Genomic DNA, 26,208 nt, shown 5'->3' with positions numbered 1-26,208 from the left:
GTGGCGGCTCGATTGCGGACCGTTTGGCTGGACGGAATGAAACGGAGGAGACTGGCCGGTAGTCGATGTTCTGACAATTGCTAAGTTTGGGCGAAGGCTGCGCTGTTCGCAACGTTGGGATCTGGATCCCACATCACGCCCCCTTGCCCTAGCCGGCGAGGGTGCTTTTTTGCTTTGTAGCGCGGTTCACCCTCCTCCCCACCCACTGCCCCAGCCGCTCTTCACCATCTGGCGCTGTCGCTGCGAACCCAGCCGTGATCCCGAAGTATCCGTCATAGAACTTCCGCACCAATGGGACGGGCCGGCCGTCATGCAGCGGGTCAATGTGCGGAAAGCCCTTTCTCATGAGCTGCGGGATGACCGTTTTCACATACAGATCTGCTCGCTCCTTGCCCACGATCGCCACTGCGATCTGCTTGTCGGTTGCGAACATGGGGAGTGAGGCGAGGGGGTCTGTCATGATTGGCTCAACGCTTCCGTTTAGTCTCGGCGATCAGGCGATCAACGTTCGCCATAAAATCTCCACCCATACCACTATGTGCGGCCGCCACATTCTGCGTCTTGGCCCCGCTGACGGGTGCGTCCCGCATCCTCCGCCGGTTCACGAAGTCTTCGATGTCTCGTGGATGGAACGCCATGCGCTGCCGCACCGTGCCATTGCCTATAGCGATGAAGGCGATCTCGCCGTTGCGGACAAGATCGCGTAGAGTCTTGGTCGACATGGCCAGCAGGGTGGCGACCTCTTTGGTGGTCAGTAGCTGAAGCACTTCTGCTGGCTTCTTCATCGCTTCCTCCCTTCCGTCACGTCGCATTGTCTTTCTGCCCAACTCCCCACTTCACGTGCTTCCCCACATAGCCCAATGGATCCGCCCACCATTCTGCAGATCGCCACAAGTCGGGGACGGGCAGGGTGTTGATTGCCTCAATGAGCGGCGTCTGCGGCAGATTGGTGTAATGCCGGCTCATGCTGTCCACCGCGTGGCCAAGGATCTGGTCTTTGATGTGTGGGTGGATCTGGTTTATCACCAGCTGCGTCGAGACCGTGTGCCTGCCTGTGTACGGGCTCACATCGTTGATATGAATGCCTTGCTTCGCCAGACGTTCACGCGCGCCGTTGATCGCTCCCTTTAGCTGGCCGCCGCGTTCCTCAAAAAGTTGATAGGCAGTCCCGCGGTAGTTCTGAAAGACCTGAGGCGGTCCCTTCTTGCGCTTCAGAAGCGACGTGAAGAGCGGCACCAGGAACTCATGTATCGGAACGCCGCGCGGCTCTCCTGTCTTTGTGTGCTCGAGCGTGATCCATCGTCCGGCCACATTGACGTCGCCTGGCTCAAGCGTGAAAAGCTCAACCGGCCGCATGCCTGTGTAAAAGAGCGCCGTCATGACCATGGCAGGGGCAGGGGACATGTTCAAAACGAACTCTGCGGCTCGCTCGTAGGACACGGGATGGGCGCCAGACCTCGCGGTTGTCGATCGCTTCCTGGTGCCCTTTTGCTTCCTCGGTCGCGCCCACAGCCTTGGCTCTGCCCATTCATTCTTTGTGGCATGATTCCAGACCGCAATGAATGGCGTGAAGAGCTGCCGGTTGCGTGTGACGGCCGTTGTGTCGGGGTAGAGCTTGAATGACAGCAGGTCCAAGTGATTCTGATGGATGTCCCGCAGCAGCGTATTGCCGAAGGCATTGACCAGCGGCGCCATGAAGCGCGTAGACCCTCCGGCGACGAGGTAGGCGTCGACCGCCGTCTTGAACGTCACGACCGCTTTCTTCCCGAATATGCTTTCGTCCAGCAGCGCGCGCTCCCGCAGAACGCGAATGGTTTCTGCGGCAGCTTTGTCAGCGGTCTTTGTGGACTCGCGAACTGCGAGGCCGCGGACGGTGCCGCTGAGCCAAAAGTTCGGGCTGCCTTTTCGTTTGTAGAGTTTGAGGACCACCACAGGCCTCCCATAAGAAAACACTATGCCGCCGGCACGAATGCCGATGACGTTGTCACTCTCCTCTGTGGTGGTATTCGCGCGGCTTGGTGGGCCGCCATCAAAAGCTAGATGGCGGGGAGCGGCTGGTCAATATCCGTGTTGCGTTCAGCGAAGCAGCTACCGAAGCGGCTTAGGTCTTGGTGGGAACGGCCCCTTCCCCTGATTGGCACGCGCTGCAGCTGCCGCTTTTGCATACTTGGGCGGGATCGATGCTTTAACTTGGGCCTGCGACGGAATTGTCACCCTCCGCCATCCGTTCATCGTCATGCACTGTTTGACAAATTGATCAGCTGCTATTGCGTTTCCGATCGCGTTACCAAGTCCGGCACCAGCCACGTAAGCCTGGCTCCCGTAAGCGATATACCCCGTTTGCGTGCTCGACGACATCATTTGGCATTGGGCTTCTACCATCTCCATGTTGGGTGGATTCGGCACAATCGGAACGTACGTGTAATTCGTTTGGCAAGCCGATAGTGTGGCAGCGCAAAGTGCTGCAATCATGGTCTTTTTCACTGATGTCCCCTAAACCCCTACGGGAAGTACCATAATTTAACGGGGCAGCTTTGCAACAGGTTATACCAGTTTGCCGCGAAACTTTCGGCACGTGATTAACCGGTGCCCTTGCATGTTTGCGAAACACTGGTTAGGCAAAATGAATCCCTTGACTCTCCTCGTCTACCAGAACAAAATGGGAACATAGTCCGCCGTTTCTGAAAACATTCCCAACCGAGAGTCCTCCCATGACTAGCGCGTCGCACCACCGTGTTCAGCAATCCGAAGCATTCCAAATGTCAGCCGATACCCTGGCTGAGGAAATCATTGCTTCCTATAACGGCGACCACAGGGCAGCGCTAAAGTCTGTTCTGGCGGATTCGCTGTTCTTCCAGTCACAGCTGCACACTGCGTCGTGCTTGCTCTCCAAGGGGATGGGGAGGGGCTGGACTCCTGCCTTCGAACGGATCCCTGTTCGGGAGCGCTGACCGTGAAGCACAATCGCGGCAGCGAATTGCGTGCGGAAATGTCAGCGCCATTTAAGCCTGCCCGTAGCAGAGACGCGAACTACGATTTATGGCGTCTGATTGGCCACCTTCCCCAGTATGAGATTCTTGGCGGAAGGTGCCCGCAATGCTCGCACGTTGGCTGGCTCGACATGGCTGCCGTTCGACAGCGGGCAGGGGCTAATATGAGCCTTAATCAGTTTCAGGAAAAACTGAAGTGCCATTGCGGAAACCGCAGCGGTAATTGCTTGATGATCGGCACCTTGGCGCGATGAAGCCCACAAATGACGAGACAGGAACCGAGTTCACAATGACAGCCGACCGCGCGATCATCTCCCTTTTGCAGGAACTCAACATCCGGCCCTCTACGGACATCAGCCTGTTCGAGATTGGTCCGCCGCTAACACGACAGGGTTACGATCAAGACGCAATTCTGAACGGTTTGTTTTTCCTCCAGCGGCAAAAGATGATCGATCTTCGCGGCAATCGGCTGCACGTCCTGAAAGAACTACGCCACCAAACAGGGCATTGATCAGTCGATGTTCAGTTGACATTCCTGACTTAATGGTCGCTCAGGCTGCGCAGCATGTGATTGGTGGCGGTTGAACGTTGTTACGGTGTTTTTTCCCACCAAGTGTTTCAGCGAGCCCAAATAGCTTCAAGTTTGCCATCTGGGAGCAGTTCATAGAGGCCTATGTCGTAGTCTAGGCCCACCGGTCTTTACGCACCTGCGCCGTGATACGCGCCTCAATCTTTTTCTGGATCCAGTCGAGCACCTCGCTTTTCACGAAGGCAACTCGTCGATCGCCGAGGTCGACGGCAGCCGGGAAACGCCCGGTCGCGCGATACCGGTTCAGCATCCCTCTCGACATACTCGTCATAGCTGCTGCCTGGTTTAACGAAACCAAGACCGCGATGTCGTTGTCGTGCTTGTTGAACATATGGCTCTCCCGGTTAGTAAGGTGAGCATAGTCGGCATTGGCGATCTGGGCAACGCAGCGGCGAAGAAAATTTTTCGTAAGTTATTGTATTGTTTTACAAATTTGTCAATCTGCTTGCGCAGACGCGCTCGAGGGCCCTCTCCATTTTTGTCTATGGATTGTTCCGATGAGCGCAAGATCGGTGCGGGCCGTCACGGGTCAATGCATTCTGCCGCGAGCGCGTGCCGATGCTGCTTCTTTAACGGCCCGTTCCAATTCATCTATCGCGCGCACCACGTCGATCCCGCTTTCCGCTAGCCGGATCCACCACTCACCGTCGGCATCTAGATATTTCTCAGCCCAACCGCGAATCGTCATACGTCTGGCGATGTCAGTCATCCGGCTCGGCACAAGGTCTGAAGGCAGGCCCCGAGCCAGGCCATGCGGTGCGTCGTGCAGTAGCCACAAGAGATCAATTTGCGGCTTATTGATCTGCGCCATCACCATGTCTGTCCGATACAGATTTGCCTTGAGGGCATAGCCAGTCTCAGTCAGAACGACGAGCTTGCCTGCTCGCACTTCCGCGAGGCCCAGCTTCTGTAGCTCAGCTATTACTTCTGTTTCACCGTAGCGGAGGCGATCGTAACGTAAGGAGCCGCCTTCGGAGCTGAGCCTATCAATCAGTCCGACCTGCGCAGGCGTCGGCTTGCGCCACGAGAATGGCTTTGGGGGCATTAATTAGCGATCGCGCAAGCGGACGCCAGGGCCGCCTGCTCCTTCGTACGCGCCGTCGATGAACTGGGCGCCCTCAGCCTCTAAGGCTTCTACAATCTTCGTGATGGTTTCCGGTCTACCTCCGAGGGCCTCGTCGCTCCCTGCTTCCAGTCGCTTTATCGTCGGTTCTGATACACCAGACTGCTTAGCCAACGTCATCTGCGACCAGCCTAAAAGAGCACGTGCTGCCTTCACCTGTCGAATTGATACTTTTCGTATTGACATTGCTTAATCCTCCGCTATTGATACCAACAGTATCGAGACGCAAGCGCGAACGCAACGAGGAGCCGCAGACATGGTTAAGGAGACCGGTACAGCAAACGACCCCAGAGAGGCCTACCTCGAATGGCTGGCTATGGAAGCACGCCTTCTTCGTATCGAGCTCTACGGAGACGTTTATTATGCAGCCAGAGAATTTACGCCGTGCGGCACGTTCGCCCGCGACTACCACTTCGGTGGTGATTGGAAGAGCAAGCCACAGCCATCCACGAGGGCGCTGACAGTGCTTCGCGCCGTCGGTGTTGAGATCCCAGGCGACGACGCCTGACATAGTTTGCCGCGTTCCCGTCTCCTCATCGGTAGATCGCGGCCTTTTCTACCGAGCACGTGCGTACACCACCTCGCGGCCTCACCAGCCGAAGCGCACAGCTCAAGGCGCGGCGTTAGCTGCTGCCGGCCGCTCGCCTGACAGGCGGGCGGTAGAAATAGAAAGAGCCAGTGGCGCTGGAGGACGCCACTGGCTCTAGAAAGTTCGATCCGAGGCCATGGGGCAGGGGAGGAAGTGGCGCTCGTTGCTAATGCAACTCCGTAGACTAGGAAGTGTTCCTCCGCTACCCGGGAACAGTAAACCGGGAGGGCGCCGAGCGAACCCGCATTCTACAACACCCTCCCGGCAGCGCGCACTCTAAAGGCGCGCTACACCGAGAATATGATTAGTAGGGCGAATGTTCCGCGTGGGGCGGCAGACATTAAAAGAGCCCGCAGCCGGGAGGAGGATGGCCGCAGGCTCTCACAGCCGAAACTGCGCCGACAACGCAGTTGGAGAGACGTCGTCGGTTAAGGGGATATGATGTGCCGCCGAACAAACTCAAGAGAGGGCGGACGTTTCAATAGCACAAGTCCGCCGGTCCATGTCGGAGCCATGTCGCATTCCCATTTCTCCGCCGATTACGATTCGTTACAAATCAACGGCTTATGTCGCGACAGATTCCGCGATCTGCGACAAGGATTCTAACTGGAATGGCATCTAAGTGTTTGATTTTGTATGGCTGGGGAACCTGGATTCGAACCAGGACTAACGGAGTCAGAGTCCGTGGGTCTACCGTTAACCTATTCCCCAACGCGCGGGCTGTGCCCGTCGGTGTGCCGGGCTTATAGACAAAAGACGGGGGGATGCAAAGGGGGTTTTTGAAAAACTTTGCGGGGCCGGATTTTCCCTGTTGAAACGGCCGGTGCGGGGCTGTCCCGGAGGGCGGGTTCGGGAAGGCGGGGCGGCGCTCGGGAAAAAGCAGTTGGCGAAAGGCGGGCGCACTGGTAGAGTCGGGACAACGAAAATCGAGAGAGCGTCTTGAGCGACCGACAAGGCTTCGCGCGACGCGGTGGTAAGATCAGTGAAAGACCCCGAGCACGGCGATACGCCGGTCGAGAGCGGGGCGTCGGCAGCGGCAGGAAACCCGGGACATGCGAGCCCCGGGTCCGGCAAAGCCAAGCGCAGGCGTCGTAAGGCGGCGCGCAACGGTGCCGCATATGCCAGCTCCCAAAACCCCTCCGTCTCCGGAGGCGGTCCCTCCGGTCCGGGACTTCCGGACGGCGAACCCGTGCGCAAACGCAAGCGGCGGCGTCGGACGAAGTCCGCGGGCGCAGGCACGCGTCAGGGCCCGGCCGTCGCAACGGGCGGCCGTCTGCCGTCGGGATCTCATGATCATCAACCGGGCCGCGGACAGCCGACCCGCGTGGCTGGCACTGGTTCCGGCACTGGGTCCGGCATTGCGCCGGATGGCGACCTCGCCGCGTCCCTCTCCCCGAGCGACGCGGGTCGCGACGCCCCGAGGCGGGATACCACAGGACGGGATACGACCGCGCGGGACACAAGGAGCCGCAACGGCGAGGGCTCCGCGACGGGGTCCGCAGGTTCGCAGAGCCGTGGCCCGACCATTCCGGCTTTCAACGACGCGGGTTTTGATAAAGGCGGCGCGTCTCGCGAGGAGGGCTCGGAGCCCGGCGCCCGCAACGGCACGGCGGCTGCACGCGGGTCCTCCGGCCGGACGGGCAGCGAGCCGGCCGGGAACGGCATGGGCCGCCATGATGATCGCCCTGACCAGCGCCCCGACCAGCACCAAGATCGCGGCGATGGCCGGTCGGAAGCCTCAGGACGGGATGGCGATAGCGCGGGGCGGAAGACGGGCCAGGGCCAGGCCGCCGACCAGCAGGGGCGTGGGCCGGAAGCGCAGGGCGACCGTGCCGGCAAGGGTCACCGACATCATAGGCACCGTCATCGCCGCACGGCGCAGGCACGTCCGCTCCAGGGCGCGGATGTGCTGCGGTCCGGGCGCGATCGCGCAGGATCGGGCATGCAAGCAACGCCGGGCGCAGCGACAGCGAGCCCAGGCGCAGCCGGGGCAGGGCCAGCAAGGACAGCAGGGGTACCGGGCGCGGGCGCGGCCAGGCCGGCGGATGCGCGGCCGACGAACGGTGGACGTACACCGGCCCAGCGGTCGGGGCGTGGCGCCGGCGGGCATGGCGGCGCTGCTTCTTCCTCATCCACGGGGGCGCCATCGGGCGTTTCGGCCGACAACCTGGGGGGCACCCCTGGGCGGGCGGCCTCGCCGCAAAGCGGCCATTCCGGACACCAGCGTTTCGAGCAGGGCAGCGCCCGCACGGATGCATTGAGGGGGCATGCGTCTGGAAAGACCGGCCCTGCGGGGTCGTCCGCGGATCTGGCGCAGGGGCGTGAAGCCGGCGCGCAGGCGGGTTACGGCGCGCGCAGCCTGGCCAGTGGCACTGGCGGCTCGGGCGGCTCGGGCGCCGGCCGACGCGCGGATCCCTTCGAGGGCGACGATATGGCGCCGATGCCGCTCTATGCGGCGCTCGATCTCGGCACCAACAACTGCCGGCTTCTGATCGCGCAGCCGACGCGGCCGGGGCAGTTCCGGGTCGTGGATGGCTTTTCGCGCATCGTCCGGCTTGGCGAGGGCCTTGCGGCCACCGGCCGCCTGTCCGAGGATGCGATGAACCGCTCGGTCGAGGCGCTGAAGATCTGCGCTGCGAAACTCGGGCATCGCAACATCCGGCGCAGCCGGCTGATCGCGACCGAAGCCGCGCGCGCCGCCGAAAACGGCGTGGTCTTCATGGAGCGCGTGTCCGCGGAAACCGGCCTTGAACTTGAGATCATCGACCGGGAAACCGAGGCGCGGCTTGCGGTGTCCGGCTGCGCGTCGCTGGTCGGGCGCGAGGCGCGCTCCGTCGTGCTGTTCGATATCGGCGGCGGTTCGTCGGAAATTGCCGTGCTGCGCATCGGCGACACCCGGTCGAGCCGGCTTGCCAACCACATCACCCACTGGACCTCGCTGCCGGTCGGCGTCGTCACCCTGTCGGAGCGCCATGGCGGCCGCGACGTCACGCCGGAAAGCTTCGAGGGCATGATCCGCGAAGTCTCCGGCATGCTCGATCGCTTCGACTGCCCCGATGTCGAGGCGGTCCACGCGGCGGAGGATTTCCATCTCATCGGCACCTCGGGTACCGTCACGACGCTCGCCGGCGTGCATCTGGACCTGCCACGCTACGATCGCCGCCGGGTGGATGGCCTCTGGCTGTCCGACGACGAGGTGTCTGCGATGCAGGCGCGGCTGCTGTCCTGGGATTTTGCCGCGCGGGCGGCCAATCCCTGCATCGGGCCGGATCGGGCGGATCTCGTTCTTGCCGGCTGCGCTATCCTGGAGGCGATCCGCCGACGCTGGCCGTCGACCCGCATGCGGGTTGCCGATCGTGGGCTGCGCGAAGGACTTTTGACCGATATGATGGCCGATGACGGCGTCTGGCGTCGCGGCCGCGGCCGCCGCCCGTCGCGAACCGGCCCGCAAACCGGCTCCGAGGAGGGCCGAAACGTATGACAAAGCCTCCCATCGGTGGAAATCGGACCGGTCGCAAGCTCGGACAGAAGGTGAAGAAGGGCAAGCTGAAGGCGTCCTCGCGACGCTGGATCGAGCGCCATATCAACGATCCCTATGTGCAGCGCGCCCAGCTGGAAGGCTATCGCGCCCGTGCGGCCTTCAAGCTTCTGGAGATCGACGAGAAGCACAAGATCCTCTCCGGCGCTCGGCGCATCATCGATCTGGGCGCCGCCCCCGGCAGCTGGTCGCAGATCGCCGCCAAGGTCACGAGCTCGACGGACACCGACCCGCGGGTGGTGGCGATCGATTTTCTCGATGTCGATCCGCTGCCCGGTGTCGTCATCCTCAAGCTCGACTTTCTCGACCCTTCGGCTCCCGACGCCCTGATGGATGCGCTCGGCGGCACGCCGGATCTCGTGCTGTCCGACATGGCGGCCCCCACCACGGGCCACCGCCAGACGGACCATATCCGCACCATGCATCTCTGCGAGGTCGCAGCCCATTTCGCGATCGACGTTCTCGGACCCGGCGGCCATTTCCTCGCCAAGACGTTCCAGGGCGGAACGGAGCGCGAGCTTCTCAATCTGCTGAAGCAGAATTTCCGTCAGGTCCTCCACATCAAGCCGGCCTCGTCGCGGGCCGAATCGGTCGAGATGTTTCTGCTGGCTAAGGACTTCAAGGGCCGTCGCGAGGGCATTTCCGACCATCCCGACCTGCGGGCGGAAGGCGAGGATTTCCGCGACGCGCGCGAGGATGTGGGCGAGCACGACGAGGACTGAGCCGTGCTGCTGTACGTCACTGTCGGCACGAACGACCCGGCGCGCGCAGGCACGTTCTACGATGCTGCACTGGCGCCGCTTGGCCTCGTCCGCCGGCAGGAGAGCGGCTCGGAGATCGGCTATGGACATCCGGATGACAGCCGCTGCCGCGTCTGGGTCGTCGCACCTCATGACGGGCGGCCTGCGACCTTCGGAAACGGCGTGACGATCGCACTGGAGGCTGCCAACCGTGCCGCCGTAGACGCGTTTCACGCGGAGGGCCTTCGGTTTGGAGGGACTTGCGAAGGCGCACCCGGCCTTCGGCCGTTTCATGCCGCGTTCTACGCAGCTTTCTTGCGCGACCCCGATGGCAACAAGATTGCAGCCGTCTGCGAACGCGCATGATCCGTTGCGGCGGCGCCTGTTGCCGCCCCATGTCGATATCGGGGTCGGAGGCTCGGTGTTCCCCGAGGTAAACATGGGGCCGGAACACAATCGAGGCTGAACGTCCCGAAAGGTCCGCCCGCCAAACGTCCTGATCCCGGGCTTGGCCCGAAATCGGGCGCGCCGACGTTTTTCGGGTCACGGCGGGGTTCTTCCCCGAGGACTGAGGCTGCGGGATATCTGTCACGCCCGGAATGCCGAAGACGACGGGTGTCTGTCCTTGCGAAGGCGCACGTGCCCGTATCCTGCGCGAGCGCTCCGCCACATCACTTTCCGGCCAGCTGCTCCAGTTGCGCCTCACCCTTCTCGCGGGACGCGGCGCCGTGTCCCGAGACGGCGGCACCGGCATTCTTCGCCATGCCGAGGAAGGGGATGACGGAGACGAGGGTGATGGCGGAGATCAGCATGAAGGCGAGCTGGAAGTCGGCAAGTTCCAGCTGCGTGCCGGTCCAGCGGTTCTCCACCTCCAGAATGGCGCCGGCCACCGCCACGCCCATCGCCAGGCTCATCTGCTGCAGCACGGCGCTCATCGCCGTCGCCTTGCTGGCCATCGCGTCGGGAATGTCGGCAAACGACAGGGCGTTGATGCTGGTGAAGAAGAACGAGCGGGCAAGCCCGGCCACAAGCAGCACAAGGCACATCACGAGATAGGGCGTTGCCGGTGTGAAGAGCCCGTTGACGAAGGTGAGAACCGTCGCGATCAGCGCCGCGATGATGAGCGTCGTACGGAAGCCGGCGCGGATGAGCACCCGCTTGGCGAAGAATTTCGTCGTGAGCGCTCCGATGGCGCCGACAAAGGTGATCATGCCTGACTGGAAGGGCGAAAGTCCGAATCCGACCTGCAGCATCAGCGGCATGAGAAAGGGAATGGCGCCGATCGAGATGCGGAACAGCGTGCCGCCGACGGCAGCGGCGCGGAAGGCGCTGTCCTTGAACAGGTTGAGATCGAGCAGCGGCGCCGGATGGTGCCGGGCATGGCGGACATAGAGGATGCCGCAGAGGATCCCGACAACGGCTGCAATCGCACCGATGATCGGCGGCAGGGCAGGCAGGCTCATGACCGACAGGCCGAACATGGTGCCGGAGGCGGCAATGGCGCTGAGAAAGAAGCCGGTGATGTCGATCGGTGGCGGCCGGTCGCTGATGACCTCCGGGAGATAGACGCCGGAGAGGATATAGCCGAGAATTCCAACGGGCACGTTGATGATGAAGATCCAGTGCCAGGAGAAGTAGGTGGTGATGAAACCGCCGAGCGGAGGGCCTGCCAGGGGTCCGACGAGCGCGGGAATGCTCAGCAGCGCCATGGCGCTCACGAGCTCGCTGCGCTGGGTGCTGCGCACCAGCACCAGCCGCGCGACGGGCGTCATCATGGCGCCGCCCATGCCCTGGAGAAAGCGGGCGCCGACGAAGGAGACCAGATCTCCGGAAATGGCGCAAAGCACGGAGCCGGCGATGAAGACGAGGATTGCCGAGCGGAAGATGCGTTTCGCGCCGAACCGGTCGGCCATCCAGCCGCTCAACGGAATGAAGATGGCGAGCGACACCATATAGGAGGTCAGCGCCAGCTTGAGCGTGATCGGGCCGACGCCGAGGTCGCGGGCGATCGCCGGCAGGGAGGTCGCGATGACGGTGGAATCCATCTGCTCCATGAAGAGCGCGACGGCAAGGATCAGGGGAACGATGCGGTTCATGCGAAGGCAAACCTTTGCGACGGCCTTTCGGCTCCCGGCAGGATCCGGGATGATTACCTTGGTTGAGATGTGGATGCGCGTGCGCAGGGCATGCGGTCGGGAAGGATTTCTGGAAGGGACATAGACACGCTGCGCCGAAAGTCCCGTGTCCCGTCTCACGCCGCGGTCAATTTCCTGTGAAGAATGCGCGGCCGCGCTGTCAAGCTGTCTGCCTCGCTCTACCTCAGAGCCTCTCGCGGGCCTTGCGCGTCATGACGGGGAGGGGGCGTACCCCGTGTCCGATCCGCGTCACGGGAGCGGCGTGCCGTCTCGACAGCCTCCGGCCGAAGGGCGCCAGCCATGGGTTTGCGCAGCACGGCTTCGGCTCGGCCTTGGGTTCGTCTCGCCATCGGGTTTGCCTCGCTATTGGGTTCGCCTCGCTATTGGGTTCAAACACAAAGGAAACGATTGATGCACGGATTTTCTCTCGGCAGACGCACCCTTTTTGCAGCCACCGCCCTCGGCGCGCTCGCAGCACCCTTCATCCTGAAGCGCGCCGCCTTTGCGCAAGGTGCCGCAGGGTCGGCGGGCAAGGAAACGCCCACGGCCTCGACCGGCGGCAAGAGCGCGACCGTCAAGCTTGGCGATTTCATCGTGACCATTGTCAGCGATGGCCTGCGCGTTGCCGACAAGCCGAACGAGACCTTCGGGACCGACCAGCCCCCGGAAGCCGTGGCGGCGCTCTTGCAAAAGAACTTCCTGCCGACCGACCGGTTTGCCAACGGCTTCTCGCCCGTCGTCGTCGACACGGGGTCGGAGGTGGTGCTGTTCGATACGGGCAACGGCGAGGCGGGCCGTCCGGCCGGAACCGGTTATCTGCTGGAGGGCCTGCGGGCCGCGGGCTATCCGCCGGAGAGCATCACGCTCGTGGTTCTCACGCACATGCACGGCGATCACATCAATGGTCTGATGGAAGGCGGCAAGCCGGCCTTTCCCAATGCCCGCTACGTCATGGGCGAGACGGAGCTTGCCTTCTGGAAGGATCCGGCCCGCGTGGGAACGCCCGCCGAGGGTGGACACAAGGCCGTGCTGACGAATGTCGTGCCGCTGGTCGAGAAGGCAACGCTGATCGGGGACGGTGCCGATGTCGTTTCCGGTATCACCGCCATGGCGGCCTTCGGCCATTCACCCGGGCATATGGTGTTCCGCGTGTCCTCGCAGGGCAAGGATCTGATGCTCACGGCCGATACTGCCAACCACTATGTCCTGTCGCTGCAGCAGCCCGACTGGCAGGTGAAGTTCGACATGGACAAGGAAAAGGCCGCAGCATCGCGCCGCAAGGTGTTCGACATGGTCGCCGCCGAGCGGCTGCCCTTCATCGGCTACCACATGCCCTTTCCGGCTGTCGGCTATGTCGAGAAGCAGGAGGCAGGCTACCGCTTTGTCCCGGCGTCCTACCAGCTCTACCTCTGAGGGCAGAAAGGGCAGGAAGGGCAGGTTGGCGGCCTTGCCGGTGTCGGATGACGCCGCAACCGTCAGCCTGCGGACATTTCGTCCTTGAGCGAGCGCAGCATTGCCGCCATGCGCTCGCGAATGTCGTCTTCCAGGAAGATGACCCCGGCGGCGTCGAAATCGGCGTTCAGCCGGTCCATGACGCCGTTCGGATTTTCGACGCCGACCGCCATGATGTCGCGCGCATAGGTTTCGCGATCCGGACTGTCGAGCATGGCCGCGGCCCACAGGCCGATCAGGGCATTGCGCCGCGCTTCCGCACGGAATGTCAGTTCCTCTCCGCGGACGAAACGCGTTTCCTCGGCTTGGGCGATCTTGCGCAGGGGCGTCATGGCTTCGGTTCCTCGTCTCTTCCTGTCTGTGTGTTCCGCCGATTGCCTTTCCGGGCACCGCGTTGGGGATGGTTCTACCGGACAGCGCTTAATGCCCGTCAAAAAGGCACGCCTAATAAAAACTGAAAATGCGCGCCCGCGAGACTTCGTCCGTACGCGCAAGGGGGCCGGCGCTTGCCGCAGGGCGCACTTGCAGGGGGCTACGCTTGGAGGGGACTTACTTGCAGGGGACGGCTGCGGCCGGCCGGCTTTTTCTGTTCCCATCCCGTCACATCCGTGTTACGTGCCCTCGCCAACTTCCATGAAACACTTGCCGTCATTCCCTCCCAGAATGCCCGGCAGGCGACGCTCCCGCCGGAACCCCGTCCGTCCGGGCGTCTTGCACATTTTTAAAGGAATTGGCCCATGGCGCGCATCATCGAAACGGCTACCGGTCTGGAGGCTCTGACCTTCGACGACGTCCTCCTGCAGCCTGGTCACTCCGAGGTCATGCCGGGCCAGACGAACATCGCCACCCGTATCGCCCAGGATATCGAACTCAACCTGCCGATCCTGTCTTCGGCCATGGATACGGTCACGGAAGGCCGTCTTGCCATCGCCATGGCCCAGGCCGGCGGCATCGGCGTCATCCATCGCAATCTCTCTCCGGTCGAGCAGGCCGAGCAGGTCCGCCAGGTCAAGAAGTTCGAGAGCGGCATGGTCGTCAATCCCGTGACGATCGGCCCGGAGGCAACGCTCGCCGACGCGCTCGGCCTCATGAAGACCTACGGCATCTCGGGTATCCCGGTGGTCGAGAATGCCGGCAACGGCAAGACGCCCGGCCGCCTTGTCGGCATTGTCACCAACCGCGACGTCCGCTTTGCCTCCGACCCCAGCCAGCGCATCTATGAGCTGATGACGCGCGAGAACCTGATCACGGTGAAGGAAAACGTCGACCAGCAGGAGGCCAAGCGCCTGCTGCACACGCACCGCATCGAGAAGCTGCTGGTGGTGGATGCCGACGGCCGCTGCGTCGGCCTGATCACGGTCAAGGACATCGAGAAGTCGCAGCTCAACCCCAATGCCTCCAAGGATGCGCAGGGTCGCCTGCGCGCCGCGGCCGCCATTTCGGTCGGCGACGACGGCATCGAGCGCGCCGAACGCCTGATCGACGCCGGCATCGACCTGATCGTCATCGACACGGCGCATGGTCATTCCCAGCGGGTGCTCGACGCCGTCACCCGCGTCAAGACCATGTCGAACTCGGTCCGCATCATGGCCGGCAACGTCGCGACGTCCGACGGCACGCGGGCGCTGATCGACGCGGGCGCCGACGCCGTCAAGGTCGGCATCGGTCCCGGTTCCATCTGCACGACGCGCATCGTTGCCGGCGTCGGCGTGCCGCAGCTGGCCGCCATCATGTCGGCCGTCGAGGCGGCGCGTGCCGCGGATATCCCCGTCATCGCCGATGGCGGCATCAAGTTCTCGGGCGACCTTGCAAAGGCGATTGCGGCCGGTGCGTCTGCTGTCATGATCGGCTCGCTCCTGGCCGGTACCGACGAAAGCCCGGGCGAGGTGTTCCTGCACCAGGGCCGTTCCTTCAAGGCCTATCGCGGCATGGGATCAGTCGGCGCCATGGCCCGGGGCTCGGCAGACCGCTATTTCCAGGCCGAGGTGCGCGACACGCTGAAGCTCGTGCCGGAGGGCATCGAGGGCCAGGTGCCCTACAAGGGCCCGGTCTCGGGCGTGCTCCACCAGCTGGCCGGCGGTCTGAAGGCCTCCATGGGTTATGTCGGCGGCAAGACGCTGAAGGATTTTCAGGACCGGGCCACCTTCGTGCGCATCTCGGGTGCCGGCCTTCGCGAAAGCCATGCCCACGACGTGACGATCACCCGCGAAAGCCCCAACTACCCCGGCGCATGAGCGCGGATCGTAACGGACATCGAACAGGAGCCGCACGCCACCCGTGCGGCTCTTGTTTCTCGAGCGAGGACCCATGACGCAAACCGCCATCCTCTGGCCCGTGATCGCACAGGTCCTGCTCGTCTACATCGTCTACGGCGTGATGGGACAACGGCGCTTCGGCGCTGTCCGGCAGGGGAAGGCCCGGGCGCAGGATTTTCTCGTGCCCTCGGTCGAGCCGGAGGCAAGCGCAACGGTTGCCCGCAACCTGACCAACCAGTTCGAGCTTCCGGTCCTTTTCTACGTCGTCTGCACGCTGCTCGCCGTGACCAACGGCGTGTCCTTCCTGACCGTGTCCGCCGCCTGGCTGTTCGTTCTCTCCCGCTATGGTCATGCGTACGTGCATCTGACCTCCAACCGGCTGATGCTGCGCCACAGGCTGTTCGTTGCCGGTTTCCTTCTCAATGCGCTGCTCTGGCTGCTGCTCGCAGTCCATATTCTCTGACCGCAAGGCGAGATTCCGCCGTCCGCCGACTTTACCGCGTGCGCGAAGCCGCTATCGTCGCCGCCACGACCGGACATTAAGGGAGCGCTTCATGAAACTCAAAGACAAGGTCTGCATCGTCACCGGGGCTGCAAGCGGCATCGGCCGCGCCATTGCCGCGCGCTATGCCGCCGAGGGCGCGCGCGTCGCGATCGCCGATCTCTCGCTCGAAGCGTCGGAAGGGGCCGCTGCGGACCTCGCCACAGGGCCCGGCCAGGCCATCGGCCTTGCGATGGACGTCACCTCCGAAGAGGCGGTCAATGACGGCGTGGGCGCCGTGGTCGAAAAATGGGGTCGCGTCGATGTCCTCGTTTCCAATGCCGGCGTCCAGATCGTCCACAGGATCGAGGATTTCCCCTTCGCGGACTGGAAGAAGATGCTGTCGATCCACCTCGACGGCGCGTTCCTGACCACCAAGGCCTGCATGCCGCACATGAAGCGCCAGGGTGGAGGTGCGCTGATCTACATGGGCTCGGTGCATTCCCATGAAGCCTCGCCGCTCAAGTCTGCCTACGTCACGGCCAAGCACGGTCTTCTTGGCCTCGCCCGCGTGGCGGCCAAGGAAGGCGGTCCGCATGGCGTGCGGTCCAACGTCATCTGCCCCGGCTTCGTAAAGACGCCGCTCGTGGAGAAGCAGATCCCCGAACAGGCGAAGGCGCTGGGCATTTCGGAAGACGAGGTGGTCAAGCGCGTCATGCTGGGCGGCACCGTGGACACGGAATTCACCACCATCGAGGACGTGGCGAATGTCGCACTCTTCCTGGCCGGCTTCGAGACCAATGCCCTGACCGGCCAGTCGCTGATGGTCAGCCACGGTTGGGCGATGCGGTAGCGACCCCTGCGGTCTCGCCGAGCAGCTTTGCCGAGGCGTCGATGACGACCTCGGCGAGCGCCTGGTGATCGGCCGTCCGGCGCGACCGTGCCCGCCAGATGAGTCCGATCTGCCGCGAGGGCTGCGGCTCGGCAAAGGGCACGATGCGCATGCGGCTGCGCCCGCGCTCTTCCTTGACCGCAATTTCCGGGATGAGCGTGATGCCCATGCCGTGGCTCACCATCTGCAACAGCGTCGCCATGGAGGTCGCGCCGTAATTGGCCACGCGCCGTCCGGCCGAGGCGCCGCAGACGGCAAGCGCCTGATCGCGCAGGCAGTGACCTTCCTCGAGCAGCAGCAGCCGGTCGACATCCACCTGCGCTTCCGTCATCGGCGACATCAGAAGCGTGCTCTCGTCCTCGGCCATCGCGATGAGAAAACGGTCCTTAAACAGCGGGAGAACGTCCAGCGTCTCCTCGCCCTGCGGCAGCGCGACGATCGCGCAGTCGAGCCGACCCGCCTTCACATCCTCGACGCAGCCCGAGGTGAGAAGCTCGCGGAGCTCGATCTCGAGCTTGGGAAACCGCGCACGCAGCATGGGAATGAGCACGGGAACCAGGTAGGGCGCGACGGTCGGTATCACCCCGAGCCGCAGCCGGCCCTCGAGAATGCCGGTGACCTGACGGGCCCGGTCGTAAAGCGCATCGACCGACTGCAGGATCGTGCGCACCTCCGGCAGCAACGCCTCGCCCTGCCGCGTGAGGAGCGCCCCGGCCCGGTTGCGCTCGAACAGGGCAGCACCGAGATCCTTTTCCATTTCGGCGATCTGCGCGGAGAGGGCGGGTTGGCTGACATTGACCAGCTCCGCCGCCCGGCCGAAATGGCGCGTGGTGGCGAGGGCATCGAAGTAGCGCATCTGTCGAATGGTGAGCATGATCGGAATTTCCTATCGAACATCACAAGAAATACAATTGGAAATTATCGATGGAGAGTGCGAGAAAGGGGGCAGCCTTGGTTTTCGGACATGTCGCATTTTCGGCATGATGGAGGACGAGGATACAGCTTGAAGCCGGACGGGCAACAGACACCGCGGGATTGCCTCCGAGCATCCCGAGCGGTCTGCCGAGGGTTTTTCAAGCGAAACGGGGTGGGCAGGCTCTCGATGAGAGGCCTGCGCGCCGATCGTGCCGGAGCGCTTCGCGGCGCTCGGCGATGAACGAGCGGGATCGGCACGACCGGACCCGACATGTCCAGACAGGAGGACGAAATGACTGATCGCCCGACAATGACGACAACGGCCGGCGCACCCGTGCCGGACAACCAGAATTCGCTGACGGCCGGCCCCAAGGGCGGCATCATGCTGCAGGACTACCAGCTGATCGAAAAGCTGGCCCATCAGAACCGCGAGCGCATTCCGGAACGCGCCGTGCACGCCAAGGGCTGGGGTGCCTATGGCACGCTGAAGATCACCGGCGACATCTCCAAGTACACCAAGGCCGCCGTTCTGCAGCCGGGTGCGGAAACGCCGATGCTCGCCCGCTTCTCCACCGTTGCCGGTGAGCAGGGTGCAGCCGATGCCGAGCGCGACGTGCGCGGCTTCGCGCTGAAGTTCTACACCTCCGAAGGCAACTGGGATCTGGTCGGCAACAACACGCCGGTGTTCTTCGTCCGCGACCCGTACAAGTTCCCGGACTTCATCCACACCCAGAAGCGCCATCCGAAGACGAACCTGCGTTCGGCGACGGCCATGTGGGACTTCTGGTCGCTCTCGCCGGAAAGCCTGCACCAGGTCACCATCCTGATGTCCGACCGCGGCTGTCCGACGTCGCCGTTGCACATGAACGGCTACGGCTCGCACACCTTCTCGTTCTGGAACGATGCCGGCGAGCGTTACTGGGTGAAGTTCCACTTCAAGACCCAGCACGGCCACAAGTTCTACACGAACGAGGAATCCGAGCAGGTCATCGGCAAGACGCGCGAATCCTACCAGGAGGCGCTGTTCGGCTCGATCGAGGAAGGCAATTATCCGCGCTGGACCGTCCAGGTGCAGATCATGCCGGAACTGGATGCCGAGAAGACCTCGTACAATCCGTTCGACCTGACGAAGGTCTGGCCGCACAGCGAATATCCGCCGATCGAGATCGGCACGATGGAGCTGAACCGCAACCCGGAAAACTACTTTGCGGAAGTCGAGAACGCCGCGTTCTCGCCGTCCAACATCGTTCCGGGCATCGGCTTCTCGCCGGACAAGATGCTGCAGGCCCGCGTGTTCTCCTATGCCGATGCCCATCGTCATCGTCTCGGCACGCATTATGAGCACATCCCGGTCAACCAGCCGAAGAACCCGGTTCATCACTATCATCGCGATGGCCAGATGAACACGTTCGGCGGCATTCGCACGGGCAATCCAGATGCCTATTACGAGCCCAACTCGTTCAACGGCCCGGTCGAGCAGCCTGCAGCCCTCGAACCGCCGCTGCGGATCGATGGCGACATGGCCCGCTTCAACCACCGCGACGGCAACAACGACTATGTCCAGGTGACGGCCCTGTTCAACCTGTTCGATGCCGACCAGAAGGCGCGCCTCTACTCCAACATCGCAGCCGCGATGGGCGGCGTTCCCGGCTACATCGTCGAGCGCCAGCTTGGTCACTTCAAGCAGGTCCACCCGGACTACGAAGCCGGCGTGCGCGCCGCGCTCAACAAGGCGCACGGCTACCAGGCCGACACGATCAGCGCCGACCAGCCCGCCGCCGCCGAATAATCGGCGTCAAGGTTTTGGGATGCGGAAACCGGGAGCGGAAACGCTTCCGGTTTTTTCGTGACCGCTACCAGCCGGACAGCAGGTGGCCCTGTCGCTGCCGCGGCAGGCGCGAGAGACCCTTCAGGTCGCCGTCCAGATCGTCGCCGGCCACTTGGGGCGTGATGTTGTCGAGGCAGGCGGTGATGTGATTGCTGATCGCCGTGGAAAGCGACGGGGACAGGCCCGGCCGCTTCATGATGCCGATCTGGACCGGGGCGAGGGCGGGAAAGCCGTCCGCCTGGGTCAGCACCTTCATGCCGCTGCGCAGGGCGGATTCCGGCAGGACGGAAACCGCCATGCCCGCGAGCACGGCGGCTGCGACGACGGTCGAGGACCAGCTCGTGAAAAGGATGTTGTATTCCTTGCCCGTCGCATCCAGCGCGGAGCAGGCCGCCTGCCGCCATTGGCAATCGCGCTTGCCGACGGCGAGCGGCACCGGGGCGTTCTCCGGCAGGGGGTGGTTGACCGAACTGACCCAGCAGAGCGGTTCCGTCCGGACGACATCCGACGCGCGCGTCCGCGGATTATGCGTGACGAGCGCGATGTCCAGCTCGCCGCGGGCCATCTTCTCCGCCAGGTCCACCGAAGGCTCGCAGACGATGAACAGCTCGACGTTCGGATGGGTCTTGGCAAAGCGGACGATGATCTCCGGCATGTAGCGGTCGGCATAGTCGTCGGGCGTGCCGATGCGCAACGTTCCTTCCAGCCGGTTGTCGTCGAAGGCGGCAACGGCCTCGTTGTTCAGCCGAATCATGCGCCGTGCATAGTTCAACAGCTTCTCGCCTTCGGTCGTCAGCCGGTTTCCCCGGCCGTCCTTGGCAAACAGCGCCTTGCCGATCCGCTCCTCCAGCCGCCGCATCTGCATGGAGACGGCCGACTGCGTCTTGAACACCCGCTCGGCCGCCCGGGTAAAGCTGCCCGTATCGGCAATGGCAACGAACGTCTGAAGCTGGTCGAGGTCGAGAGGAGAGGCCATGGGTGCGCCTATAAAATTGTTTGATCAATACCATTAGAAACATTCGTTGGACTGATCAATATCGATTTGCGACTGTACCCTCGTAAACAACGTCCTCCCAAGACCCGCTGCGCCAATGCTTCGGAAACCTCCACCCCATCCGCGTCCACTCTCGGGCGCCGGATAGCCGACCCGTGCCTTTCAGGAGCTGAGCCCATGCGCACGCAAGAGACCGCTTTCGATATCACCCTCGCCGGCGAGCCGGCCGCTCTGCGCCTGTCCGCGCTCAAGCGGGGTCTCGTGACGGTCTGGCGCCTCTTCAAGAATCGCCGTGCCATCGGCCATCTCCAGGATCTCGACGACTATCGGTTGGCCGATATCGGTCTCACCCGGCACGATCTCCGCACCGCCGCCACGTCGGCCTTCTTCGAGGATCCGAGCCGGCATCTGACACGGGCCGCGCGCGAGCGTACCGGTCGCTACTATCGGGATGCCCGCGGCCTCTGATGCCGAAGACGGACTGACAACGAAAACCGCAGACCGTCCGACCCCTTTGGCGCTCCATGCTCTTCCCCGGGCATGCGACGCCCGGATGGTGCGACCGCTCGCATCATCCGCGTTCCCCGCAGGGTTACAGCCAACGACCCTGCCGCTTGCCCGGCGCTCCGATCCGTTCGGCGCCGGGCTTTTTTATGCGTTCGGACGCGTCGTGCCGGCGCAACGTCTCAGGCCTTGGACTGAAACTGCGCAAAAAGCCCGTCGATCGCCTTCTGATATTCCTTCTGCGCCTCGATGCCGCTGTCGAACATGGTGTTGAACATGTCGACGACGGGAGCCTTCGGCGCGGGCGGGGCGTCCGCCGGCTTGGTCTGCGGCGAGCCCATGGTCATCATGTCCTGGAAGGCCTTCATGAAAGGGTTGCCAGCAAACATGTCCGGGGCCGATGGCGGCTTTTCCGGCGATTTCGGCGGCGTGAAGAAGGCCTGCATGGTCTGCGTGAACGGATTGTCGAAAGGGTTCGGCATGGCCGGCGCCTCCTTCTTGCGGGCAAGGCCGACGGCCTCCAGCCAGCTCTGCATCGCCGGGCCGAACGGATTTTGCGCCAACGACGGGGACGCGTTCATCTGGCCTGTCGCCTGTTTGAACAGGCCGCCCATGATGGCGCTGGCCACCACCGGCAGCATCTGCCGGTAGATGTCCTGCCCGATCCCCGTCAGCTGCGCGGCCTGGGCCGCCACCGCACCCGACATATCGCGCGATCCGAAGATCTGTCCGAGCGCCGCCTGTCCGTCGGCCAGCCCCTGTGGAGTGAAGGCCTTGGTCATGTCTTCGAAATACTTGGCGTAACCGCCGCTGCTCATTGCGGCGAGGAAGGTGCCGAAATCATAGGGATTGGCCGCATTGGTCTTCAGACCGGCCGAAAAGGCCGGCATGAGGGCGGCGGTCGCCTTGGCCATCTGCTCCTGCGCGAGCCCGAACTGCTGCGCCATCACATCCATGGCGCGGCCGTTCTGTGCCTGCATCATCATGTCGAATAGGGGGATCATCGTCTCATCCTTGTTGCAGACAGCAGGTCAGGCTGCACTATAACGGGAAAAAGACGTTGGCATATCGCTTTTTGAACCGCCTTCCCGGCGATCATGAACCTGCGCGCGCAGAGGCTCTCAGTAGGCATAATCCTTGAAGACCGGCTCGACGGAGCCGTTCCAGCGACCGTTGTAGAGCGCCAGCATGTCCTCGGCCAGCGTGGTGCCGCGCGCCACGACCTCGTCGAGTGGGCTGAGGAAATGCGCTTCGTCCACGCCGTCGCCGTTCAGCCGGTTGCGCGCCTTCAGCCCGGCGCGCGAGATCGTCAGAACGTCGCGGGCGACGTCGCTCAGCCTGCGGCCCCGCACCGTGGCGCCCAGTCCCTGCGCCGGGACCGTGTCGCGCAGCGCGATGACGTCCTCGTAGGTCCAGTCCTTCACCAGTTCGGCAGCGCCCGCCAAGGCGGCGTCGTCATAGAGCAGGCCGACCCAGAAGGCCGGCAGGGCACAGATGCGCCGCCATGGACCGCCGTCCGCGCCGCGCATTTCGAGAAAGCGCTTCAGCCGCACATCGGGAAACAGGGTCGAGAGATGATTGGTCCAGTCGCCCATGTTGGGCTCCCAGTCGGCCAGTTCGCCCTTCAGGGCGCCGCCCATGAACTGGCGGAAGGTCATGTGCGTGCAGTCGTGGTAGCGCCCGTCGCGCACGACGAAATACATCGGTGCATCCAGCGCCCACGTGACATAGTCCTCGAAGCGGAAAGTGCCGCTGAGAGCCGCGGGCAGCACGCCGGCGCGCTGGTTGTCGGTATCCCGCCAGATCTCGCCACGCCAAGACTGCAGCCCGTTTGGCTTGCCCTCCGTAAAGGGCGAGCTTGCAAAGAGCGCGGTCGCCAGCGGCTGCAGCTTCAGCGAAACCTGCATCTTCGCGGCCATGTCGGCTTCCGAAGAGAAGTCGAGGTTCACCTGGATCGTGCAGGTCCGGTACATCATGTCGAGACCCTGGGTGCCGACCTTCGGCATGTAGCGGGTCATGATGTCGTAACGCGACTTCGGCATGCGCGGGGTTTCGGCAAGCGTCCATTTCGGGCTGCCGCCGATGCCGAGGAAACGGATGCCGAGCGGCTCGGCAATCTCGCGCAGCACGGCCAGATGCGTGTTGGATTCCTTGCAGGTCTCGTGCAGCGTCTCGACCGGCGCACCCGACAGTTCGAACTGCCCGCCGGGCTCAAGGGAAATCGCGCCGCGACCCTGCGGTTCGACGAGACCGATCAGATGGCCGGCATCGATGATCGGATCCCAGCCGGTCTTCTGCTGCATGCCTTCCAGGAGTTTCAGGATGCCGGCATCGCCCGCATAGGGAACGGGACTGTTGTCCGCCGTGTAGAACACGAACTTTTCGTGCTCGGTGCCGATGCGGAAGGCCTCTTTCGGCTTGTTGCCGCCCGCCAGATATTCGGTCAACTCGGAAACGGAGGTCACCGGTGTCTGGTCGGTGGTATCGCGGGCCATGGGCATCGTCTCGAAAACGGAGAAACCCGGCCGTCCAGCAGGGCATGAGATCAGCTAATGTCAGGCTGATTGAACCGCTTTGAGATGCGGTGCAAGCAAAAATATTTCAACCTATGTTCCAAAATTTCATCGGCGCTGTGGCCTTTCAGCGCCAGTCGCCGAGCGTCGCCTGGATGATCGCCATGGCAGCGACGGCGGCCGTGTCGGCCCGCAGGATGCGCGGCCCGAGCGGGATGGCCGTCACGAAGTCGAGCCCGCGCAGCCGGCTCCGCTCCGCATCCGAAAAACCGCCCTCGGGACCGACGAGCAGCGCATAGCGGGCGTCCGACAGTCCGCGCAGGACAGGCAGCGGATTGTCGCCGGCATCGCCCTCGTCGCAGAAGAGAATGCGCCGGTCGGTCGGCCAGGTGTCGAGGAGCGCGTCCAGCCGCGTCGGCTCCCGAACCTCGGGAATCGCCAGCACGCCGCATTGCTCGGCGGCTTCGACGGCATTCGCCTGCAGCCGCTCAAGGCTGGTGATGCGCCCCTGCACGTGCTGCGTCATCACCGGCTGCAGCAGCCCTGCGCCCATCTCCACCGCTTTCTGGACGAGATAATCGAGCCTGCCCACCTTCAGCGGGGCAAAGAGGTAGTGGAGGTCGGGCAGGGGAGACTGCGGCCGGGTCTGCTCCCTGGGGATCAGCGCCACGCGCTTGCGGGTCGGCATGGCGATCTCCGCCCGCCATTCCCCGTCGCGCCCGTTGAAGACGAGGAGGTCGCGGCCTTCCTCCATGCGCAGGACGTTGGCGAGGTAATTGAACTGGTCCTTCGTCGTTTCCACCGCGATGCCGGAGGCGAGATCCGGCTCTACGAACAGACGCTGCATGCGAAAATTGGCTCTCATGACACGCTTCTACAGAAAAATGGCCGAGAAGAGAATGTAGAGGAGCGCCGAGAGCAAAGCGGAGGCGGGAACGGTGATGATCCAGGCGCCGACGATCGTCATGAAATGCGAACGCCGCACGAGCTGCCGCCGCCGCGTCTCGTCTGCGCCGTGCTCGGTGCGCAACTGGAAATCCGACTGCCCCGTCTTGCGTCGGACATAGTCCAGCCGCAGCTTGGAATTGCGGGTGTACCACTCGCGGAAGAAGCCGATGCCGAACACGGCGCCGACGGCGATGTGCGTGGTGCTGACCGGCAGCCCGAAGGTCGAGGCGAGGATGACGGTCATGGCGGTGGCCAGCGCCACGCAGAACGCGCGCACCGGATTGAGCTTGGTGATTTCCTCCCCGACCACGCGGATCAGTTTCGGTCCGTAGAGCAGCAGTCCGGCCGAAATGCCGAGCGCGCCGATCAGCAGGACCCAGAAGGCAACCGCGGCCGTTTCGCCCGGCACGGCCGTGCCGACATTGGCAACGATGGCCGAGAGCGGACCGACCGCGTTCGAAACGTCGTTGGACCCATGCGCGAAGGAGAGGAGGGCCGCCGATACCACGAGCGGCAGATGGAAGAGCGGCCGAAGGGACTGGTTGCGGTTTTCCAGCCCCACCGCCTGCCGCGCGACCGAGCGCCGCGTCGCGACATAGACGACGAGACCGACGACGAGCCCGGCACCCACCCCTTCAAGAGGCGGGATCTCGTAGACCCGCTCGAGGCCGATCAGCGCAAAATAGAGGGTGAAGATGCCCCCCATGGCGGCCAGCAGGATCGGGATCCAGAACACGGCCCCGGCGATCTTGTCTTCCCGGTAGATGATGAACGTCTTGATGAAGAGCAGTAGGCCGGCCGCCACACCACCGCCGATGAAGGGCGACAGCATCCAGCTGAGCGTGATGCCGCCGAGCGAGAGCCATTGCACCGAGGAAAACCCGACGGCCGCCACCCCGGCGCCGAGAATGCTGCCGACGATCGCATGGGTGGTGGAAATCGGTGCGCTGCACCATGTCGCGATGTTGATCCAGGCCGCGGCGGAAATCAGCGCCGACATCATGACCCAGACCAGCGTCGGGCTGTCGGTGAAGGCCGCGGCGTCGACGAGCCCGCCCTCGATGGTCGAAACCACCCGCCCGCCGGCGAAGAGAGCCCCGGCGATTTCGAAGACCGCAGCGATCGCCAGAGCACCGGTCATCGTCATGGCCCGCGCGCCGACGGCCGCACCGACATTGTTCGTCACGTCGTTTGCGCCGATGTTCATCGCCATGTAGCCGGCGATGGCGGCGGCCGCGACGACGACGATCGCGCCGGGCGCCTCGGACACTGCACTGGCCGCGACGATCATGACGAAGACGAGGAAGAGAAAGCCGAGCCCGAGGCCCGCGGAACTCTTGAGGACGAAATGCGACGCCTCTTCGTTCAGCGTCAGCTTGTCGAGATCCTTGTCGAGTGTCGATTTTTCAAGCGACGGTGCCGTCTTCCCCATGATCATTCCTCGTCGCGCGTCGCCTGCCGCTGCCGCGCTCCCCGAAGCCTCGGGCCTGAAGCCCGAAACATTCCGGTCGCAATCGCGCCATATGCCCGCCGGGGCAGGAGCGCTTGCGGCCGAGTGCGACCGCCCGGGGCGCGCCTGCATCGACAGCGTCGATATTGTTAAAAAAAGCTTACCTTACAAGGCTCACGCGAGGCTTGCCGACGATCGGCAGGCCGACGCGGGACTGCGGCAAACCCTGTCGTGCCGAGCGCTACGCCGGGAACCGGGCATCCTCGTGATGA

At 63.6% G+C, this 26,208-nt stretch carries 25 protein-coding genes and 1 tRNA gene; 11 read left to right on the top strand and 15 right to left on the bottom strand.

Annotated features, from left to right (window positions below; all coding sequences use genetic code 11):
- Positions 1-148: 148 nt before the first annotated feature.
- The 3 genes from ASG03_RS03075 to ASG03_RS03065 are packed head-to-tail and all read right to left on the bottom strand — an operon-like array spanning position 149 to position 1,929.
- Positions 149-460 carry a hypothetical protein gene (locus ASG03_RS03075; RefSeq protein ID WP_062692100.1) on the bottom strand — a complete coding sequence of 104 codons (312 nt, stop codon included), beginning with the start codon at positions 458-460 and terminating at the stop codon, positions 149-151.
- A gap of 7 nt (positions 461-467) precedes the next feature.
- Positions 468-785, bottom strand: coding sequence for a helix-turn-helix domain-containing protein (locus tag ASG03_RS03070; protein ID WP_162241354.1), 318 nt, complete (start codon positions 783-785; stop codon positions 468-470).
- A 16-nt stretch (positions 786-801) separates the two neighbouring features.
- Positions 802-1,929, bottom strand: coding sequence for a site-specific integrase (locus ASG03_RS03065; RefSeq protein WP_062692095.1), 1,128 nt, complete (start codon positions 1,927-1,929; stop codon positions 802-804).
- Between the two features lie 1,350 nt (positions 1,930-3,279).
- Between ASG03_RS03065 and ASG03_RS03055 the strand changes: the two genes are divergently transcribed.
- Complete coding sequence (locus tag ASG03_RS03055; RefSeq protein WP_156381704.1) at positions 3,280-3,501, top strand: hypothetical protein; 222 nt, start codon at positions 3,280-3,282, stop codon at positions 3,499-3,501.
- A gap of 172 nt (positions 3,502-3,673) precedes the next feature.
- Here the strand turns inward: ASG03_RS03055 and ASG03_RS03050 are convergent, their stop codons facing one another.
- The 3 genes from ASG03_RS03050 to ASG03_RS03040 all read right to left on the bottom strand — a co-directional run bounded on the left by ASG03_RS03050 (position 3,674) and on the right by ASG03_RS03040 (position 4,888).
- Positions 3,674-3,910, bottom strand: coding sequence for a helix-turn-helix transcriptional regulator (locus ASG03_RS03050; protein WP_062692089.1), 237 nt, complete (start codon positions 3,908-3,910; stop codon positions 3,674-3,676).
- A 198-nt stretch (positions 3,911-4,108) separates the two neighbouring features.
- Positions 4,109-4,624 carry a hypothetical protein gene (locus tag ASG03_RS21650; RefSeq protein ID WP_062692087.1) on the bottom strand — a complete coding sequence of 172 codons (516 nt, stop codon included), beginning with the start codon at positions 4,622-4,624 and terminating at the stop codon, positions 4,109-4,111.
- A gap of 3 nt (positions 4,625-4,627) precedes the next feature.
- Positions 4,628-4,888 carry a helix-turn-helix domain-containing protein gene (locus ASG03_RS03040; RefSeq protein WP_062692085.1) on the bottom strand — a complete coding sequence of 87 codons (261 nt, stop codon included), beginning with the start codon at positions 4,886-4,888 and terminating at the stop codon, positions 4,628-4,630.
- A gap of 70 nt (positions 4,889-4,958) precedes the next feature.
- Between ASG03_RS03040 and ASG03_RS03035 the strand changes: the two genes are divergently transcribed.
- Positions 4,959-5,210 carry a hypothetical protein gene (locus ASG03_RS03035; protein ID WP_062692083.1) on the top strand — a complete coding sequence of 84 codons (252 nt, stop codon included), beginning with the start codon at positions 4,959-4,961 and terminating at the stop codon, positions 5,208-5,210.
- A gap of 718 nt (positions 5,211-5,928) precedes the next feature.
- On the opposite strand, the gene ASG03_RS03030 is transcribed toward ASG03_RS03035, so the two are convergent.
- Positions 5,929-6,002 (bottom strand) — tRNA-Gln (locus tag ASG03_RS03030).
- 1,231 nt (positions 6,003-7,233) lie between these two features.
- Here ASG03_RS03030 and ASG03_RS03025 point away from each other — a divergent pair.
- Genes ASG03_RS03025 through ASG03_RS03015 form a run of 3 tightly spaced genes read left to right on the top strand, consistent with a single transcriptional unit; the run spans position 7,234 to position 9,935 of the window.
- Positions 7,234-8,772, top strand: coding sequence for a Ppx/GppA phosphatase family protein (locus ASG03_RS03025; RefSeq protein ID WP_082475583.1), 1,539 nt, complete (start codon positions 7,234-7,236; stop codon positions 8,770-8,772).
- The gene (locus tag ASG03_RS03020; RefSeq protein ID WP_062469844.1) at positions 8,769-9,551 is read left to right on the top strand and encodes an RlmE family RNA methyltransferase; all 783 of its coding nucleotides are present in this window, start codon (positions 8,769-8,771) and stop codon (positions 9,549-9,551) included. Before ASG03_RS03025 ends, ASG03_RS03020 begins: the two co-directional genes overlap by 4 nt.
- 3 nt (positions 9,552-9,554) lie before the next feature.
- The gene (locus ASG03_RS03015) at positions 9,555-9,935 is read left to right on the top strand and encodes a VOC family protein (protein WP_062692081.1); all 381 of its coding nucleotides are present in this window, start codon (positions 9,555-9,557) and stop codon (positions 9,933-9,935) included.
- 305 nt (positions 9,936-10,240) lie between these two features.
- Here ASG03_RS03015 and ASG03_RS03010 read toward each other — a convergent pair whose 3' ends face one another.
- Positions 10,241-11,665, bottom strand: coding sequence for a DHA2 family efflux MFS transporter permease subunit (locus ASG03_RS03010; RefSeq protein ID WP_062693019.1), 1,425 nt, complete (start codon positions 11,663-11,665; stop codon positions 10,241-10,243).
- A gap of 450 nt (positions 11,666-12,115) precedes the next feature.
- Here ASG03_RS03010 and ASG03_RS03005 point away from each other — a divergent pair, with 450 nt between their 5' ends.
- Positions 12,116-13,117 carry an MBL fold metallo-hydrolase gene (locus tag ASG03_RS03005; RefSeq protein ID WP_062469835.1) on the top strand — a complete coding sequence of 334 codons (1,002 nt, stop codon included), beginning with the start codon at positions 12,116-12,118 and terminating at the stop codon, positions 13,115-13,117.
- Between the two features lie 62 nt (positions 13,118-13,179).
- On the opposite strand, the gene ASG03_RS21645 is transcribed toward ASG03_RS03005, so the two are convergent.
- Positions 13,180-13,488 (bottom strand): ATPase inhibitor subunit zeta, encoded by a 309-nt coding sequence (locus ASG03_RS21645; RefSeq protein WP_062692079.1) that lies wholly within the window; start codon positions 13,486-13,488, stop codon positions 13,180-13,182.
- A 405-nt stretch (positions 13,489-13,893) separates the two neighbouring features.
- On the opposite strand from ASG03_RS21645, the gene guaB reads away from it, so the two are divergent.
- The 3 genes from guaB (at position 13,894) to ASG03_RS02985 (ending at position 16,745) form a co-directional block, all read left to right on the top strand.
- On the top strand, positions 13,894-15,390 hold the full coding sequence (guaB, locus tag ASG03_RS02995) for an IMP dehydrogenase (protein WP_062469829.1): 1,497 nt from the start codon (positions 13,894-13,896) through the stop codon (positions 15,388-15,390).
- A 73-nt stretch (positions 15,391-15,463) separates the two neighbouring features.
- The gene (locus ASG03_RS02990; RefSeq protein WP_062692077.1) at positions 15,464-15,874 is read left to right on the top strand and encodes an MAPEG family protein; all 411 of its coding nucleotides are present in this window, start codon (positions 15,464-15,466) and stop codon (positions 15,872-15,874) included.
- 91 nt (positions 15,875-15,965) lie between these two features.
- Entirely contained in the window at positions 15,966-16,745 is a 780-nt protein-coding gene (locus tag ASG03_RS02985) for a 3-hydroxybutyrate dehydrogenase (protein WP_062692076.1), read from the top strand.
- Here ASG03_RS02985 and ASG03_RS02980 read toward each other — a convergent pair.
- On the bottom strand, positions 16,720-17,658 hold the full coding sequence (locus tag ASG03_RS02980; protein ID WP_062692074.1) for a hydrogen peroxide-inducible genes activator: 939 nt from the start codon (positions 17,656-17,658) through the stop codon (positions 16,720-16,722). The genes ASG03_RS02985 and ASG03_RS02980 overlap by 26 nt on opposite strands.
- Positions 17,659-17,991: 333 nt before the next feature.
- On the opposite strand from ASG03_RS02980, the gene katA reads away from it, so the two are divergent.
- Entirely contained in the window at positions 17,992-19,488 is a 1,497-nt protein-coding gene (katA, locus tag ASG03_RS02975) for a catalase KatA (RefSeq protein ID WP_062469817.1), read from the top strand.
- Between the two features lie 64 nt (positions 19,489-19,552).
- On the opposite strand, the gene ASG03_RS02970 is transcribed toward katA, so the two are convergent.
- Positions 19,553-20,503, bottom strand: a complete 951-nt coding sequence (locus ASG03_RS02970; RefSeq protein WP_062469814.1) for a LysR substrate-binding domain-containing protein — start codon at positions 20,501-20,503, stop codon at positions 19,553-19,555.
- Positions 20,504-20,698: 195 nt separating this feature from the next.
- Here ASG03_RS02970 and ASG03_RS02965 point away from each other — a divergent pair, with 195 nt between their 5' ends.
- A complete protein-coding gene (locus tag ASG03_RS02965) occupies positions 20,699-20,989 on the top strand; it encodes a DUF1127 domain-containing protein (RefSeq protein ID WP_062692072.1) in 291 nt (96 codons plus the stop codon).
- Positions 20,990-21,207: 218 nt separating this feature from the next.
- Here ASG03_RS02965 and ASG03_RS02960 read toward each other — a convergent pair whose 3' ends face one another.
- From ASG03_RS02960 to ASG03_RS02945, 4 genes are all read right to left on the bottom strand, one after another.
- Positions 21,208-22,029, bottom strand: a complete 822-nt coding sequence (locus ASG03_RS02960) for a DUF937 domain-containing protein (RefSeq protein WP_062692070.1) — start codon at positions 22,027-22,029, stop codon at positions 21,208-21,210.
- Between the two features lie 117 nt (positions 22,030-22,146).
- Positions 22,147-23,520, bottom strand: coding sequence for a glutamate--cysteine ligase (locus ASG03_RS02955; protein WP_062692068.1), 1,374 nt, complete (start codon positions 23,518-23,520; stop codon positions 22,147-22,149).
- Between the two features lie 145 nt (positions 23,521-23,665).
- Positions 23,666-24,403 carry a 16S rRNA (uracil(1498)-N(3))-methyltransferase gene (locus ASG03_RS02950; protein WP_062469800.1) on the bottom strand — a complete coding sequence of 246 codons (738 nt, stop codon included), beginning with the start codon at positions 24,401-24,403 and terminating at the stop codon, positions 23,666-23,668.
- Positions 24,404-24,412: 9 nt separating this feature from the next.
- Positions 24,413-25,918, bottom strand: coding sequence for an inorganic phosphate transporter (locus ASG03_RS02945; RefSeq protein WP_062472172.1), 1,506 nt, complete (start codon positions 25,916-25,918; stop codon positions 24,413-24,415).
- Positions 25,919-26,208 lie beyond the last annotated feature (290 nt).

The sequence above is a fragment of the Rhizobium sp. Leaf341 genome (assembly GCF_001424325.1).
GTDB lineage: Bacteria > Pseudomonadota > Alphaproteobacteria > Rhizobiales > Rhizobiaceae > Ferranicluibacter.
The sequence above is the reverse complement of the archived record's forward strand: the minus strand, read 5'-3'. Positions and strand labels throughout refer to the sequence as shown.